Annotated in this window: 13 protein-coding genes; 12 read left to right on the forward strand and 1 reads right to left on the reverse strand. The window is 38.7% G+C overall.

The features are described 5' to 3' along the window. The first annotated feature begins 178 nt into the window (after window positions 1-178). A complete protein-coding gene (locus GGR21_RS20350) occupies window positions 179-601 on the forward strand; it encodes a hypothetical protein (RefSeq protein WP_183309074.1) in 423 nt (140 codons plus the stop codon). Between the two features lie 146 nt (window positions 602-747). Here the strand turns inward: GGR21_RS20350 and GGR21_RS20355 are convergent, their stop codons facing one another. Next, entirely contained in the window at window positions 748-1,356 is a 609-nt protein-coding gene (locus GGR21_RS20355) for a sugar O-acetyltransferase (protein WP_183309075.1), read from the reverse strand. 758 nt (window positions 1,357-2,114) lie between these two features. Here GGR21_RS20355 and GGR21_RS20360 point away from each other — a divergent pair. The 11 genes from GGR21_RS20360 to GGR21_RS20410 form a co-directional block, all read left to right on the forward strand. Continuing rightward, entirely contained in the window at window positions 2,115-2,684 is a 570-nt protein-coding gene (locus GGR21_RS20360) for an RNA polymerase sigma-70 factor (RefSeq protein ID WP_183309076.1), read from the forward strand. Window positions 2,685-2,790: 106 nt separating this feature from the next. Next, a complete protein-coding gene (locus GGR21_RS20365; RefSeq protein WP_183309077.1) occupies window positions 2,791-3,735 on the forward strand; it encodes a FecR family protein in 945 nt (314 codons plus the stop codon). A gap of 229 nt (window positions 3,736-3,964) precedes the next feature. Beyond that, the gene (locus tag GGR21_RS20370; RefSeq protein WP_183309078.1) at window positions 3,965-7,267 is read left to right on the forward strand and encodes a SusC/RagA family TonB-linked outer membrane protein; all 3,303 of its coding nucleotides are present in this window, start codon (window positions 3,965-3,967) and stop codon (window positions 7,265-7,267) included. 33 nt (window positions 7,268-7,300) lie between these two features. Continuing rightward, window positions 7,301-8,944 (forward strand): RagB/SusD family nutrient uptake outer membrane protein, encoded by a 1,644-nt coding sequence (locus GGR21_RS20375; protein WP_183309079.1) that lies wholly within the window; start codon window positions 7,301-7,303, stop codon window positions 8,942-8,944. Between the two features lie 29 nt (window positions 8,945-8,973). Beyond that, on the forward strand, window positions 8,974-10,059 hold the full coding sequence (locus GGR21_RS20380; protein WP_183309080.1) for a glycoside hydrolase family 18: 1,086 nt from the start codon (window positions 8,974-8,976) through the stop codon (window positions 10,057-10,059). 41 nt (window positions 10,060-10,100) lie between these two features. Next, the gene (locus tag GGR21_RS20385; protein WP_183309081.1) at window positions 10,101-11,321 is read left to right on the forward strand and encodes a DUF1735 and LamG domain-containing protein; all 1,221 of its coding nucleotides are present in this window, start codon (window positions 10,101-10,103) and stop codon (window positions 11,319-11,321) included. A gap of 29 nt (window positions 11,322-11,350) precedes the next feature. Further along, window positions 11,351-12,331: a discoidin domain-containing protein gene (locus GGR21_RS20390; protein ID WP_183309082.1), complete on the forward strand. Its 981-nt coding sequence runs from the start codon at window positions 11,351-11,353 to the stop codon at window positions 12,329-12,331. Between the two features lie 129 nt (window positions 12,332-12,460). After that, complete coding sequence (locus GGR21_RS20395; protein WP_183309083.1) at window positions 12,461-13,195, forward strand: DUF1573 domain-containing protein; 735 nt, start codon at window positions 12,461-12,463, stop codon at window positions 13,193-13,195. Between the two features lie 57 nt (window positions 13,196-13,252). After that, on the forward strand, window positions 13,253-15,136 hold the full coding sequence (locus GGR21_RS20400) for a beta-galactosidase (RefSeq protein WP_183309084.1): 1,884 nt from the start codon (window positions 13,253-13,255) through the stop codon (window positions 15,134-15,136). Window positions 15,137-15,142: 6 nt separating this feature from the next. Continuing rightward, a complete protein-coding gene (locus GGR21_RS20405; RefSeq protein WP_183309085.1) occupies window positions 15,143-17,017 on the forward strand; it encodes an alpha-L-fucosidase in 1,875 nt (624 codons plus the stop codon). A 2-nt stretch (window positions 17,018-17,019) separates the two neighbouring features. Beyond that, the coding region (locus GGR21_RS20410; RefSeq protein WP_183309086.1) for a hypothetical protein at window positions 17,020-17,243 on the forward strand (224 nt) is incomplete at its 3' end.

The raw sequence follows: 17,243 nt of genomic DNA on the forward strand, positions 1-17,243 counted from the left end.
GTTGCGCAGGAGTGCGTAAACAAACTATGCATGTACATACGGGGATATCCTCTGCCTGCGACAGGCAGGGGGACCCAAAGTTTTTAAAAATGAAAATGAATATTCTGCCATTGAATAATGAATGAGTATATTCTTTTATATTTAACATGGTTTTACAAACACTATCAACAAACAAAAAATGAAAGCAAAAAAATATCAAAAAACAATCTTATGCCTTATTATTGCCCTGTCAACAACTGCAATGACATATTCACAGTCAAACACCCAGGTTGCAGAAAAAACGAACAAAGCTTTAAAGCAGAAAATAGGAAATACGGCATCACGTTCAAAAGGGCAGCCTATACCGATGGCTGATTTTGGAGGATTTATACTACATAAAGTACAACTAAAATCCTTGACTAGCCTGTCACCTTATGCTGAGGAAGGAGCTCCTGACTATAACGATCATAAGGAAAAATTAGTTGGACTGGTGATTTTCCACAGAAGTAAGAATAAACAAGATGTAACAGATGCTGAAATCCCCGACGGAGTCTATGTCTGGAATGGAGAACAATGGCAAAGCATCAGTCTGCCTGAAAAAAATGGAACTAAATCAAAATAAAAGGTACTGGCTTATGTTTTTTTCCTATACTCTAAGAAATTCACTCATATAGGTTAGATATATTGCAAGATATTAAACGATTTTATCTCGAACATTCATCGAATTATTAGGATAAAAATAATGCGATGTTGCATGTTGCAATTAATTTAATCATTACTCTTATTCCCGTTAATTTTACGGATAACTCTACAAGGATTTCCGGCAGCCAGAATATTAGCCGGAATATCTTTTGTGACAACGCTTCCTGCGCCAATAACGCTTCCTGCGCCAATGGTAATTCCAGGCAAAATAACCACTCCGCCTCCAATCCAACACCCATCCTCAATAGTTATCGGAAGAGCATAAGTCTGACGTACAAAGGCGATACCCTCTGCCGTTTCGACCGGAGTAAGCCGTTCGTTTAACTCTACAGGATGCGTCACAGTATAAATCTGTACATTAGGAGCTATTAGTACATTATTTCCAATAGTGATTTTATTGCAATCAACAAATGTACATCCTGTATTTACAGTAACATTATTCCCAATATGAATATTACAACCATAATCGCATATAAACGAATGACCAACCGAAACTTTTTCACCTATACTGCCAAACATCTCTTTCAAGATCTTATATTTTTCCGATCTATCATCATAAGGCAATGAATTATACTTCATCAACAAATCAACTGTTTTGGCTTTCAATGCGAGGAAAACCGGATCGTGACAGTCATACCATTCACCTGCCAGGCATTTTTCCATCTCTGTTTTCATAAGCTATTAATCATATTGACAATTTTTGCAGGACTTACCTTAGGTATTTAAGGATGTCTTATTTTGCAATTTCTTTTAGTAATATTTTTCGTTATATATATTTTCATCTTTCATCTATACTTATAGGACCATTATACCCCAATCCGATTAAGACAAAAAGACAAGTCTCTTTTCCGATATCTATACATCCAAAGGTAGATAAACATTTTAATTGCTACCGTCTGTTTCTGATATTTTTTATCTTTCTTCAAAGCCTAATAGAACAGCACAAAAAGTAGGTGTCGAAAATTTGCCTTTAAATTCTTTCATTTATCATGTTCTAAGATAAGATTAATATGTCAATATATATAAGAACGCTTCAATAAGGATTACTCTATATATTTTATTTGATGCAGGTTATTTTCTTTTATTTTTTTTGGTTTTAACTACTCTCTTTAGGCAAAAAGATTACCTTTGACAACATCATGTAGAGTCTTCACAAATGTGAAACCTTTAATAATACGATAAAAGTTGCCTTTATACAGAATTGCGAAAATAATAAAATCATCTTTAAAGAAGTGATGGATTTACATTGTATAAATCACGACAAAAGAGTCTATTAGTAAAGATAAAAAAAGAGTAGATCTACATTAAGAAGGTTCTAAATGTATATGCAAAATATAGAAAGCGATATATTTGTATTCAGAAAGTTTCTTATTAATCGATATATTATAGGCTTAAGTTTCAGATTTAATATTCCTTATTTGTTTTAACATTTAATGCAAATAGAAAACACAGATATCAAACAATTTTCCTCTATTTTTTTAGAGAACAGGTCACGCTTTGTGAATTTTGCTGCAAGCTATTTGCGGGATGAAGCAATAGCCGAAGATATTGTTATGGAAAGTTTTCTGTATTATTGGGAAAATAGAGATTCGCTAGATAATATTGTTAATATACCAGCCTATATATTAGTAATAGTGAAACATAAAAGCTTGAATTACCTGAGGAATCAAAGCTCTCACCGAAAAATAGAAAATAATATTAAAAACTATCAGGAAAGGTTATTACAAGAAAACATTGTTTCACTAGAAGCCTGCGATCCCCAATATCTATTTTCAGACGAGGTTCAGCAAATTATCGATAGTGTTTTAATCTCTTTACCCGAAAAGACCAGAGAAATATTTATCCGTAGCCGTTTCAAAAGCCAAAGTTATAAAGAAATAGCCTCTGAACTTAGCATAACCGAAAAAAGTGTAGAGTTTAATATTTCAAAAGCATTAAAAATATTTCGGGTTGCCCTTCGCGATTATTTTCCCGTATTTTTATATCTTCTTCATTTCCACTAGACATCACAAAAGAGTTAATTAAAGTTAATTAATCATTTTGTAACAGGGTATCCACATACCCACGTGCTTTACTATTGAATATACATTTTGACTATTAAAAAGAACCATGGACAACAAAGTACTATACCGCTACTTTAATAGAGAAACTTCAGAAAGTGAAGAAAAACTTATTGCGAACTGGCTAGATGAATCATTTGACAATCAGGGCATATTTCAAAAGGAGCGGGAATATTACAACATGTCTCTTCTCTTGGGACAAAAGGAACAAACAATTATTCATACTCCAAAAAGACGCTTCATCCCGAATTGGTTAAAAGAAGTTGCAAAAGTTGCAGCTGTCATGCTATTGACCATAGGTATCGGACTTTACTACCTTTCAGTAACGAAAGGCGACCCTTCACAAGCAATGCATGCAATCAACGTTCCTGCAGGCCAAAGAACCAATGTGATCTTGTCTGATGGAACACAGATTTGCATAAATGCCCAGTCAAGGTTAGAATACCCATCTTCCTTTGCAGAGGGCGACCGGCGAGTCAAACTGACCGGAGAAGCATATTTCAATGTAGCACACGATGAAGACAAACCTTTTATTGTAGAAGCTGGTGAATATCATATTGAAGTATTGGGTACAAGCTTTAATGTTGAGTCGTATCCCGGAGAAAATGATTTTTCAACATCTTTATTAGAAGGAAAGGTGAAAATCCTTAATAAGAATAATGAAAAAGAACAAGTCATTCTTGAGCCAAATCAACAGGCGAAACTGATTAACAATAAGTTAGCAATAGCACCCATTGAGGATTTTGACGTTTTGCGCTGGCGCGAGGGCCTTATTTGCTTCAAAAACAAGCCTTTCAAAGAATTAATGGAACAATTCGAGAAATACTACGATGTACGCATTATTATAGAAAACGACAAACTTCTGGAACACGAATTAAGTGGAAAAATCAGAGTTAACGATGGTGTAGAGCATGCATTACGTGTAATACAGAAAAACACTCCGTTCTCATATAGTTTTGACAATAAACTTGAGAATGTAATTTATATTAAATAAATATTGAATATTAACTTAAAAATTTATGCCTATGAAGAAAAAAAACGGTACGACAACCAAATCAAAAAAGAAAGCCTGTAAATGTTCGCAGCATTTACAGGCAGGAAGGGCCTACAGATAACTAAATTATTTCCTACTAAACCCTCAATAACGTAAAAATATGAATAATAAGAATTCATCATGTTCTTTTTTTAATAAAAAAACATGCGATAAACACTTTTTAAGAATTATGAAGTCGCTTTTGTTTTTCCTTTTCATATCAATTTTTTGCTTAAGCGCCGAAAATATGAATTCGCAAAATATGCGTGTAACCTTAAATCAACAGGAAGTCCAACTTGATAAAGTATTAAATGAAATAGAGAAGCAAACAGATTATCTGTTTGTTTACGACAAAAAAGTTGATACTGAGAGAAAGGTTTCTGTGAATGTGAATAAGACCCCTCTAAATGTTGTATTAACACAACTATTCAATGGTACCAATATTAAATTTGTAACCGAAGGATCATATATAATATTATCAGCAGACGGAAAAGCCCGTCTACAGGATATAGTACAACAAAACAGGAAAATAACAGGAACTGTAAAAGAACAAAACGGAGACCCTATTGTCGGTGCATCAGTAGCAATAAAAGGTACTACTATTGGTGTTATGACCGACATAGATGGAAATTTCTCGCTGACAGTCCCAAGCAATGCTAAAGTTATTTCAATCTCTTTCATGGGAATGAAAGCTCAGGAAGTTACATTAAGTACGCAAAGTACATACGATATCGTACTGGAAGACGCCGCAATAGCAATGACTGAGGTTGTGGTTACTGCATTAGGCATCAAGAAAGAAGCTAAATCACTATCCTATAATGTACAGCAACTTTCGGGCGATGCGGTAAATAAAGTAGCTGACGCTAACTTTGTAAACAATCTGAACGGAAAAGTAGCCGGTGTTACTATCAACAGTTCATCATCGGGCACAGGTGGTTCATCCCGTGTTGTTATGCGTGGTACCAAATCAATCTATGGAAACAATAACGCATTATATGTAGTTGACGGTATTCCTATGCTCAGCCTTTCTACAGAACAGCCGGAAGGTGTTTTCGGCGGACGGGCACAGACCGGTGACGGTATCTCGAATATAAATCCGGAAGATATAGAAAGTATATCCGTTCTAAGTGGCCCTTCTGCTGCAGCCCTTTATGGTAGTGCCGCTGCTAACGGGGTCGTTTTAGTAACGACTAAAAAAGGTCAGGAAGGGAAACTGTCATTAACTGTATCAAACAGCACTATGTTCTCCGCTCCTATGGTTTTACCTAAGTTTCAGAACACCTACGGGCAATCGGAGCAAGGAAGTTACTATAGCTGGGGAGAGAAACTATCCACCCCTTCGAGCTATGACCCAGCTGACTTTTTCCAGACCGGAGTAAATGTATCCAATGCTATAAGCTTAACTACAGGTACTGACAAAAATCAAACATACCTGTCTTTAGGTACGGTAAATTCAGAAGGTATTGTTAGTAATAATGACTACAGACGTTATAATTTATCGGTTCGCAATACCAGTAAATTTCTTAACGACAAAATGACTCTGGACCTTGGTTTTATGACCAGTAGCGTAAAGGAACAAAATATGCTGTCTCAGGGATTATACAACAACCCACTGGTTGCAGTATATCTATTTCCTCCCGGAGATGATTTTTCGAAAGTCAAAGTTTACGAAAGATACAATGCAACCCGAAACTTTAAGACACAATATTGGCCATACGGAGATTTAGGGATGTCTGTGCAGAACCCATACTGGATTACAGACCGTAACATGTTTATAAACCATAAAGACCGTTATATGACCAACATGTCGTTAGGGTATGAATTTGCCAAGGGAATAAATCTGACAGGCCGGGCCAAGCTGGATCAGAGCAATGAAGAACGCCAACTCAAATTCTATGCGTCTACAAATACAACTATGGCATCCGAAAACGGACGTTACGAATTAAATAATATATCTACCCGGCAAATATACGGGGAAGCTATATTAAATATTGAGAGATATTTTGCCGACAATACCCTCGGGTTAACTGCAAATATAGGTGCCAACATCGAAGACGTGAAATATGACCAGGATATGTATGGAGGTAATCTGCATGGTATACCAAATCAGTTTACATATGCCAATGTAAATAAATCTACGGCTTTGGCTTCACAAACCGGTTACCATACACAGAAACAAGCTGTTTTTGCCAGTGCACAACTTGGTTACAGGAGCATGGCTTATCTGGATGTAACAGCCCGTAACGACTGGTCTTCCACATTAGCAGGCTCGAATTATAAATCATTCTTCTATCCGACAATAGGTTTGTCAGGTATTGTTACCGATATATTTAATATAGGAAGCGACATCATGCCTTATATGAAAATGCGTGTATCCTATTCCGAAGTAGGTAACGATCCCGATCCATTCCTCACTATACCTACATATTCCATATCAGGAGGTTACCCTGTAATGCAAACACGTATGCCTAATCCGGACTTAAAACCGGAACGGACAAAATCGTGGGAAGCAGGACTTAACTTCATGTTTTTCAACAGCAAGCTGAAGTTAGATGCGACAGCATACAAATCTAGTACTTACAATCAGTTTTTTGAACCACCATTGTCGTCTACATCAGGTTATTCTAGTGTAATTGTAAACGCCGGAAAAGTAGACAATAAGGGTATTGAAATTTCAGCCAGATACAGTGATACATTTGGTAAAGTAAACTGGAGTACAGGCCTGACTTATTCTCTTAACAGGAATATAGTGAAAGAACTCCTGAATGAATGGACCAACCCTATAACCGGAGAAGTTATATCTCAAACCGAAATTGACATGGGAGGCCTGGGCAGCTTCTATAAAATGATACTGAAGGAAGGACAGCCTATGGGTGATATCTATGTGAATACATTGGTAACAGACGAACATGGAGCAATTTACATTCATCCGTCAGATCAGACAGTATCTGCAGATCCTAACAATTTTATTTATGCCGGTAATGCCAGTCCTAAATACAATCTGGGTTGGAGTAATGAAGTAAGCTGGAATGGAGTCTCCCTCAGTTTCTTAATTAATGCACGTGTAGGAGGTGTTGTTGTGTCCAATACACAAGCCCTGATGGATGCCTTCGGTGTATCGGAAAATTCGGCTCTGGCCCGCGATGCTGGAGGGGCATTAGTTAATGGGAAACTTATCCCTGCTAAAGAATACTATCAGGTAATCGGTAGTGCCGGTGGAACAACCGGTATCGGCTCAATGTATATTTATAGCGCAACAAATGTTCGTTTAGGAGAACTCACTTTAGGCTACGATATCCCTGTCCATAAATGGACAAATGCGGTGAAATGGCTCAATGTTTCTTTCATTGGCCGCAACCTGTTCTTTTTCTACAGGAAGGCACCATACGACCCGGAAGTAACAGCCAACACAGGAACTTATTACCAAGGTATAGATCACTTTATGATGCCAAGCCTTCGCAACCTGGGTTTCTCTGTTAAAGCCAAATTTTAATTAACCTTTTAATCATTTAATTAATTGAAAGTTATGACTATAAATAAAATATCCTCATGGAGTAAACTTCTCATGCTGTCTGTCATTCTTACAACAGCATGTACCGACTCTTTCGAGGGCTATAACACCAATAAGCATCAGGTTACTGAAGAAACGATGAGTTATGACGACCTTAAAATAGGCTCATTCTTCCTCCAGATGCAGAAAAATGTAGTTATGTACGATGAGAAAGCCGGTGAGGAAAATGGAAACATCACCAGTGACTATCAGGTGGCACAAGGGCTTACAAGCGACTTATTTTCGGGATATATTGCCCCAACTCTTGGTAACGGTAGTCAGAATAACGGCTCCTATTACTTCATAAACGGATGGATAGAGCAATCCTTTACCAAACCCATGCAGAAAGTGATGAGCCCTTGGCTAAATCTTGTAAAAGAAGCCGAGACACAAGAACGCCCTCAGGCAATAGCTGTCGCTACCATTGTAAAAGTAGAAGCCATGCACCGTGTTGCAGATGCTTACGGACCTATTCCTTATGTAAACTTTGATGGTTCGGCTGAAAATGAATACGATGCATTAGATGTAGTATACAGTAAATTCTTTGAAGAACTTGATGAATCGATAGAAATCCTGACGGAATTTGTCAACGCAAATCCTTCTTCTACAGTGCTCCCTAATTATGACAATATTTACTATGGCGATGCTACCAAATGGGTGAAATTTGCAAATACACTTCGTTTGCGTCTGGCTATGCGTATAGTGTATGCAAATGCGACTCTAGCAAAAACTGAAGCTGAAAAGTCAGTAAATCATCCTTTCGGATTTATCTCTGCAAAGGGAGAAAGAGCTTCGTTGAAGCATTCTTCTAATTTGATTTATTATCATCCGCTATATGAAATAGCCCGTCTGTTTAATGCGGCAACTGACAATCTTGTATACGGAGACTGCCAGCCAGGAGCCACAGTAGATGCATACATGAACGGATATGAGGATCCTCGCCGGGCAGCTTATCTGACAAGAGCAACCCTCGATGACGGATATCACGGAGTTCGTTGTGGTATTCCGACTACCGTATGGGATATATACAAAAACCACAGATATATATCGAGCCTGAATATGGACGACAGCAATACAGAAATCGTATGGATGACAGCTGCCGAATCATACTTCTTAAGAGCCGAAGGTGCTTATCGTGGATGGTCGATGGGAGGTAGTGCTCAATCTTTTTATGAGCAAGGCATTACTGTATCATTCGAAGAGAACAGTGTGCAAGGTGCCGATTCATACATAACAGATGCGACAAGGCAGCCTATTGCTTTCACCGATAATGCTGATGGTTCATCTTACAATGCTCCTCAACCAAGTACTATAACAATTGCCTGGGACGACTCTGCTTCTTCTGAAGAAAAACTGGAAAGGATCATCACTCAGAAATGGATAGCAATGTTCCCCGACGGACCTGAAGGATGGGCTGAATTCCGCCGCACGGGATATCCTAAGATCATACCGGTTGTAACCAACAACAGTGGCGGTGTGATCAATACTAACACTCAAGTGCGCCGTATACCTTACCCTCAATCGGAATATGACAAAAACAAAGCAGGCCTGCAAGTTGGTATTTCTAAACTGGGTGGACAGGACAATGGTGGCACCAAGCTCTGGTGGGACAAGAAATGATTCAATGTTGAAAATTAATTTTGAATAAAATGAAAAGAATAAAACTTCAGATATTTAGTATATTGATTCTTCTCTCTTCGGTATTTACTTTTACCAATTGCGATACTGATGTGGAGACTATAGATATTCAGACGCTTAAGACCTACGATGAGCAATACTTTGAAAACCTGAGAACTTATAAAAAGTCAGATCACACATTATTCTTCGGTTACTATGCCGCCTATGCCCCACTCGAAGGGAATGAAGATCAGGAGAAAGATCCGGCATCATGGGGAGAACGCATAATCGGACTTCCCGACAGTATGGATATCGTAAACTTATGGATGGGTATACCTACAGAAAACTGGCAAAAAGTAGCTTATGAGGATATGAGATATTGCCAGGAGAAAAAAGGAACACGTTTTGTCATGCATGGCGATGCCAGTAAAAACCAACAATTCACATATGATGGTGTCGACTATGACCTTGGTAAGGAATTCGCATCCGGCGAAGAAGAAGCAAGGGAAGCATACCGTGCAGAAGCAATAAAAGCATATGCCAAATATATGGTGCAAACGGTTCTTGACACCGGTATCGATGGCCTCGATATAGACTATGAGCCGGCATCGGGTTCTATCTGGAATAGCGACTCAAAATACATGGCAATGCTTGCTGAAGCTGTCGGGGAATTTTTTGGCCCGAAAGGAAAATATCCGGATAAACTGTTTATGATTGATTTCTTTACACATTATCCACCTTCTGACACAGAGCCTTATGTAGACTATTTTATTCGGCAGGCTTATACCCAGAACTTTACGGAACATTCAGCGACAAGACTTCAAAGTTATTACGACCTTATAAGCTGGGCGCCATCATCGAAATTTATTGTAGTAGAAAATTTTGGTAGCTGGTATGAAAACGGAGGGTCTCCTTTTACTGAGGCCGACGGCAATACGTTAACCGCTGAAGGTACACAAATGTATTCATTGGAAGGAATGGCTCGCTGGAGTCCCACTCAAGGTAAAAAGGCCGGTTTCGGAGCCTTCTATCTCGACCGCGACTATTATTCCAAAACAGGAATTCCTTATTACAACCTAAGGCGCTGCATCCAGATTGCTAACCCGGCAATGCATTAACTAATACTGAAATTCTAGAATAAATTAATATTGGTTTGAAAATGAAAACAAATATATATTTAAAATTAAGCCTGTTTGTTACATCGCTTTTGTTATTAACGTTTACCGGATGTAACGATAAGGATTATGGGCATAATGCGATCCTGTTTACAGGAACAGACGCTAACCCTGTAGTAAAATTTGTTGTAGAGGAAGACAATTCATCATATATTGTCACAGTATCGGCAACCGAACAAGTAGCAGAAGATGTGACGGTAAACCTCGCAATTGACAACTCTTTGGTTGAAGCATACAATAATGAATACAGAACATCATACTATTCGCTTCCCGAATCTATCCTGAATCTGGATGTAAATCAGGTTGTGATAAAAGCCGGGAAAGCTGTATCGACAGAAGCTATACTGAAAGTTACATCCACTGCCGACTTTGTAGATGGACGTGTATATGTAATTCCCGTTACAATAAAAGAAGTAAAGGGCAGCAGCTGGGAGGTTCTGAATACTTCCAGGACTATATATCTTCGTGTCTCCCGCGTTGTTCAGTTCAACTCGTTGGATATGAATAACACAAACCTGTATAGTAATTATATTTTCGACGATAACAAAGCTGTTGATTTACCAAACTATACATATGAAGTTAAATGCTACATAAATGACTGGCATACTACTCCTGAGCAAATCAGCCGTTTGATTCAGTTTACGTCTAAAACAGAATCCCAATCAAATATGCTTCGCTTTGGTGAAAACGGTCAGGATATAAACTCTTTGCAATGGGTCAATCCGGGAGGTAATACTCATATTTCTTCCACTCGTTTCAATACCAAACAATGGTATACTATTTCTTTAACGTTCGACGGAAATAAATATGTAATGTATGTTGACGGAGTAAAAGATTCGGAAACATCCGGCACTACAAGTTCTGTATTCCAACGCATTGAGCTGGGTATGTCCTGGGAAAGTTATCCTACCAAACAGTATTTTAACGGGCGTATCGCGGAAGCACGTGTATGGAACCGTGCATTGTCAACAGGTGAAATACAATTGGGTATTTGCGGAGTCGATCCCGAATCGAAAGGATTGGTTGCTTACTGGAAATTTGACGAAGGTACAGGACATATTTTCCACGATGCTACAGGTAATGGTTACGATATAGACTGGTCGAATACAGTCAGAGATAACACCGGAAACGGAACCCTTAATTCATTTGATAAGAGTTCTTATGTAAACTGGTTGTTCGATGACGAAAACAAGTGTAGCCAATAATTATAATTCAAATTATAAAAATTACGAATATGAAAATGTTCTTAAAATATAAAAATTTCATTGTATGTCTGATTGTAGCCATATCTCTGCAATCGTGTAGCGATGATGAAAAGTATGATGTTGTAGGCAGTACTCAGAATATGGTGTTTATCAATACACAACAATTCAGTCCTGTTGGTGTTACTAATGGATTTTGGTTCGATATACAAAATACAACTGTATCTAAATCCTGGGTTAATGGAGATATTGTAGAAGGAAAATTTACTGTACAATGTACTCATGCTGCAGCAAATGATATTGTTGTAAAATTTGAGATCGATAATTCTCTACTTGTTGAAGGATATAATGCATTTCCTTCAGGTGTTGCATTGCAAATGAACAGGGATGAGTTAGTTATACCAAAAGGTGCAATGATTGCCAATGACAGTATTACCATATCTATTGATGCGTCAAAAGTGAATCTGTTCGATATGGAATCATATATGGCATCAGTAAAAATTGTATCGGCCAACAACACTCCACTCAGCAGTAGTGAGAGCTCTGCATCGCTGGTAGTAAGAGGAATATATAATAATTGTTCGACCAATACAACTACCGTACCTTCGGGTACAACTGCTACCAGAACCGGATGGACTGCTGTAGCTGCTGAGACAGACCAGGCTAATAAATTATTTGATGGTAATAATAATACCTATTTTCGCCACACAGGATCTTATCCGATTGATATTGAAATAGATATGACTTCCATACAGACAAATATCACAGGTTTTGCTTTGCGTCAATACAGTACAAACTATGTTTTTAGCCAGGTTAATCTTTACACAAAAGAAGATGCTGGCGATGATTATGTAAAACAAAATTTCAGTGTTCTCAGCCTTACAAGGGCTACCACCCAGTACATTAATTTCCATGGACCTGTAAACGCACGTTATGTAAAAATCGAAATATTGTCTCCATATAGTAGCGACTATGGGCTGGCCTTCTGTGAATTTAACGTGTATCAACAATAATTTGCGTGAGAACACTTGAGCATTAAGGCCCAGACAAATAGGATCATTTGTTATCTTTAATTTAAAGGGAGGCAACTCTTACAACCTAAGATTGCCTCCTTTTTTTCTGAGAAATATAAATCAAGCAATATGAAAAAATACTATTTCCTATTTTTAGTACTCGGATTTATTAGTATAAATTTATATTCGCAAACCGCATCATCAACTCTTTCTTTCGAAGAACGGACACATGATTTTGGCAAGATCGAGGAAAAAGACGGGAGAGTCTCCCATACATTCAATTTCAAAAATACAGGCAGTCAGCCTGTAGTTATAAACAACATTGTAACCGGCTGCGGATGTGTCAGCAACGAATATTCCAAAGAACCTATACAGCCGGGAGCAACGGGTAAAATTGTCATCTCATATAATCCGGCCTACCGTCCCGGAAATTTTTCCAGAGAAATCACTATTTTCAGTAATAACGGTGATTATGTGAACTGGGTGACAATTAAAGGCGAGGTTATTCCTTTCGAACATCCGGTAGAAGAAGATTATCCGTACGCATTTGGAGACGGACTATACCTGAGTCTAAAAACCTTAGCCTTTGGGCGTATACCGGTAGGTGCGACTAACGAAATAGAATTGAGGTATGCCAACGATACAAATAAGCCCATGACTCTAAAATTTGTCATTGACGGCAACTATCCTAATATAAGTTTTATAAATCCCGCTCTTTTAAAATCAAAAGAACGAGGTAAAGTAATTGTCAGATATACCATGCCCGAAAGTAACAATAAAGAAATTTCCGTTAATATTTATCCTGTTGTTAACGGGAAAAAGCTACAGCAGCCACTTACGCTGAAAGTCACAGGATCTAAATAAATAATTTACAAGATTTTGTGAATTATTTATTTTTATATCTCTAAATTTGATAAAATAATGAAAAAGACTATATACATCCTTTTACTGATATCGTCCATATCTTTCCTATCGGGCTATACCCAGGAAAAACATACATTTGAAATAAAAGAAGGACATTTTATGTATGATGGGAAACCTGTTCAGATTCTCTCCGGAGAGATGCATTACCCCCGTATACCACACCAATATTGGAGACACCGGTTAAAAATGCTGAAAGCAATGGGCTTAAATACCGTTGCTACGTATGTTTTCTGGAATACACACGAAACAGAACCCGGAAAATGGGACTTCGAAGGAGACAAAAATCTGAAAGAATATATAAGGATAGCCGGAGAAGAAAGTATGCATGTAATACTACGTCCCGGGCCTTATGCCTGTGCCGAATGGGAATTCGGAGGATATCCATGGTGGCTGCAGAAAGTAGAAGGGCTGGAATTACGTCGCGACAATAAGTATTTTCTGGAATATACGGATAAATATATCAACCGCCTGTATCAGGAGGTTGGAAATTTGCAAATAACCAAGGGAGGACCAATTATTATGGTGCAGGTAGAAAATGAGTTTGGCTCCTATGCCTCCCAAAGGGCAGACATCCCGTTGGATGAACATAGAAGTTATAATCTGAAAATAAAAAATCAGCTGAAAAATGCCGGATTCGATGTCCCTTTCTTCACTTCCGACGGTACGCCGATGTTCGAAGGAGGAGCGATAGATGGAGTATTACCTACTGCCAACGGCGAAGGAAATATAGTTAATTTGAAAAAGGTTATCAATGAATATAATGGAGGAAAAGGCCCTTATATGGTAGCAGAATTTTATCCCGGATGGCTTGCTCATTGGGCCGAACCTCACCCGAATATAGATGCCTCGGTCATCGCCCGGAAAGCCGAAGAATATTTACAGAATGAAGTCCTGTTCAACCTTTATATGGCTCATGGTGGAACGAACTTCGGATTTACGAGTGGGGCAAATTATGACAACAGGCATGACATCCAACCCGATCTGACAAGTTACGATTATGATGCTCCTATCAGCGAAGCAGGATGGGTAACACCAAAGTTCGATTCACTGCGCACAGTCATCATGAAATATGCACGATACGAAATACCTGATGTTCCAAAGGCGAATCCTGTTATAGAAATTCCGTCAATACAACTTTCTCAGGTCACCGATGTGCTAGACATCCTTGGAAAACAAAAAAGTATACAAAATAATACACCTCTTACTTTCGAACAGCTGAATCAGGGTTACGGGTATGTATTGTATTCCCGTAAATTCAACCAGCCTACAAAGGGCACTTTAGAAATTGAAGGCCTGCGCGATTATGCCGTTGTATATCTCAACGGAGAGAAAGTAGGAGAACTGAACAGATATTACCAGAACTACTCAATGGAGATAGATATCCCATTCAATTCTGTACTCGAAATACTGGTGGAAAATATGGGGCGAATCAACTATGGCGCAGAGATAGTACATAATACAAAGGGGATCATCAGCCCTGTCAAAATAAATGATGTCGAGATAGAAGGTAACTGGGAAATGTACTGTTTGCCAATGGATAAAGAACCGGTTTTTGATGAAATCAAAGCGAATGTCTATAAGAATACCCCTGCTAAAACAAAAAGATTGTCAGGAAGACCTGTTTTCTATGAAGGGACTTTTGTGCTGGCTGAAACCGGCGATACGTTCCTTGATATGGAAGATTGGGGTAAAGGCATTGTCTTCATCAACGGAAAGAATATCGGGCGTTACTGGCATGTAGGTCCTCAGCAAACTCTATTTATTCCGGGAGTCTGGCTCAAAGAAGGAGAAAATAAGATTGTCATATTCGAACAACTTAACAACGATATAAAAACAGAAATTAAAGCAACTAAAGTTCCTATTCTAACTAAATTAAAATAATGCCATATGAAAACAAGAATAATAATCCTCTGGATATGTTCTTTATTCCTAGTAACGTTCTTTTCGTGTAAGAATGAACCAGCTCCGCCTCAACCATATGGAGCGATACCTTCCGCCAGCCAGATCGAATGGCAGAAAATGGAGTATTATATGTTTGTCCATTTCGGACCAAATACATTTACCGATGTAGAATGGGGCGACGGGAAAGAGGACCCGCGTGTATTTAATCCTACCGATCTTGACTGCCGCCAGTGGGCAGCAACAGCCAAAGCCGCCGGGATGAAGGGAATAATAATAACCGCAAAACATCATGACGGATTTTGTCTCTGGCCAAGCAAATATAGTACCCACACAGTGAGGGAAAGTCCCTGGAAAGACGGAAAAGGAGATGTATTGAAAGAATTATCGGAAGCCTGCAAAGAATATGGACTTAAATTCGGGGTATACCTTTCTCCGTGGGACCAGAACCATCCTGACTACGGAACTCCGGCATACAACCAGACTTTTGCCAATACACTGAACGAAGTTTTATCCGGCTATGGAGAAGTATTCGAACAATGGTTCGATGGCGCTAACGGCGAAGGGCACAAAGGAAAAAAACAGGTATATGATTGGAATTTATTCCACGAAACGGTATATAGAAATCAACCTGATGCTATTATATTTAGCGACATAGGTCCCGGTTGCCGCTGGATGGGAAATGAACAAGGTGTTGCCGGAGAAACCAACTGGTCGACATTGAATGTAGAAGGCTACAGCCCCGGCCATGGAGCGCCTCCTGTTCAGGTTTTAAATACAGGAGTGCAGAACGGAGAAGCATGGGTTCCTGCCGAAACAGATGTATCTATCCGTCCGGGATGGTTTTACAGTCCCTCGACAGATGACAAAGTAAAATCCTTAGAAAAATTGATGGATATTTACCATACTTCAGTAGGGCGCAATTCAAATCTATTGCTAAATGTCCCGGCTGACCGCAGAGGGCGTATTCATCCGACCGACTCAATACGGTTGATGGAATTCCGAGCAGCTTTAGACCAGTCATTTAAGACAAATCTGGCTCAGGGAGCAATAACCGCCAGTTCTGTCAGGGGCAATAGCGATATATACGGGGCAAAAAATCTGCTGGATGGCAACTATGGCAGTTATTGGACTACAGATGATGATATTGTCACAGCTTCTTTCGAACTCGAATTATCTGATTATCAATCATTAAATCGAATCGTTTTACAAGAATACATTCCTTTGGGACAGCGCATAGCCGAATTCAATATCAAATATTGGAACAATGAGACTGATACCTGGAATATATTAACGGAAGCCACAACTATCGGATACAAGAGGATTCTCTCTTTCCCTTCTGTCTCTACGAAAAAGATAAAGGTAAATATTATCAAATCACTGGCCTGCCCTATTCTCAATAATATAGAAATATACAACGTTCCGGATTATTCAGCCAATGCAACACAAGAAGCTTCCAGCGAAGGAATATCTACTGCAAAATGGTCTGTAATCTCTCCAAAATCGGGAGAAACATCTAAAATAATGGATGGACAAACGGATAGTTTCCTTTTAGTTGATTCAAAAGAAGCCATTGTTATCGATTTAGGTGAAAACATAAAGTTCAAAGGGTTCTTTTATATTCCTGAAGGGCAAGTTACCGCGGCAAATATTTCACGCTATAATTTTTACATAAGTAATGATAATAAAGACTGGACTCAGATCAGATCAAATGCGATCTTCAACAATATACGAAATAATCCGATCAGACAAGATGTAAGATTCGACAAAGAAGCAGATGCCAGGTTTATCAAGTTAGAACCGCTCGAATTAAGCAACGATAACAATAAATATAGCATTATAGAACTCGGATTAATAAAATAATAATGAATAAAAAAACAAAGGCACTGATTTGCTCTCTTATCATATGCCTTACCGGATATTCCCAGCAGGCCTCTGCCCAATATATTGAAAAGTATAAAGACCCCGGTCTGGGTATAGAAGTCCGCACGCACGATCTTCTCGGTCGTATGACCCTGGAAGAAAAAGTAGGGCAGCTGCTTTGCCCGTTGGGATGGGAAATGTATGAGAAAAAAGGGCAGGAAGTCAC

This window comes from Dysgonomonas hofstadii, from assembly GCF_014196915.1.
In the GTDB taxonomy this organism is placed as follows: Bacteria; Bacteroidota; Bacteroidia; order Bacteroidales; family Dysgonomonadaceae; genus Dysgonomonas; species Dysgonomonas hofstadii.

Bases quoted from the DNA above. Each gene is read 5' to 3' on its own strand.
- GGR21_RS20365 (WP_183309077.1), top strand. From the start codon at position 2,791: ATGGACAACAAAGTACTATACCGCTACTTTAATAGAGAAACTTCAGAA.
- GGR21_RS20385 (WP_183309081.1), top strand. From the start codon at position 10,101: ATGAAAACAAATATATATTTAAAATTAAGCCTGTTTGTTACATCGCTT.
- GGR21_RS20375 (WP_183309079.1), top strand. From the start codon at position 7,301: ATGACTATAAATAAAATATCCTCATGGAGTAAACTTCTCATGCTGTCT.
- GGR21_RS20355 (WP_183309075.1), bottom strand. From the start codon at position 1,356: ATGAAAACAGAGATGGAAAAATGCCTGGCAGGTGAATGGTATGACTGT.
- GGR21_RS20350 (WP_183309074.1), top strand. From the start codon at position 179: ATGAAAGCAAAAAAATATCAAAAAACAATCTTATGCCTTATTATTGCC.
- GGR21_RS20360 (WP_183309076.1), top strand. From the start codon at position 2,115: ATGCAAATAGAAAACACAGATATCAAACAATTTTCCTCTATTTTTTTA.
- GGR21_RS20380 (WP_183309080.1), top strand. From the start codon at position 8,974: ATGAAAAGAATAAAACTTCAGATATTTAGTATATTGATTCTTCTCTCT.
- GGR21_RS20390 (WP_183309082.1), top strand. From the start codon at position 11,351: ATGAAAATGTTCTTAAAATATAAAAATTTCATTGTATGTCTGATTGTA.
- GGR21_RS20400 (WP_183309084.1), top strand. From the start codon at position 13,253: ATGAAAAAGACTATATACATCCTTTTACTGATATCGTCCATATCTTTC.
- GGR21_RS20370 (WP_183309078.1), top strand. From the start codon at position 3,965: ATGAAGTCGCTTTTGTTTTTCCTTTTCATATCAATTTTTTGCTTAAGC.
- GGR21_RS20395 (WP_183309083.1), top strand. From the start codon at position 12,461: ATGAAAAAATACTATTTCCTATTTTTAGTACTCGGATTTATTAGTATA.
- GGR21_RS20405 (WP_183309085.1), top strand. From the start codon at position 15,143: ATGAAAACAAGAATAATAATCCTCTGGATATGTTCTTTATTCCTAGTA.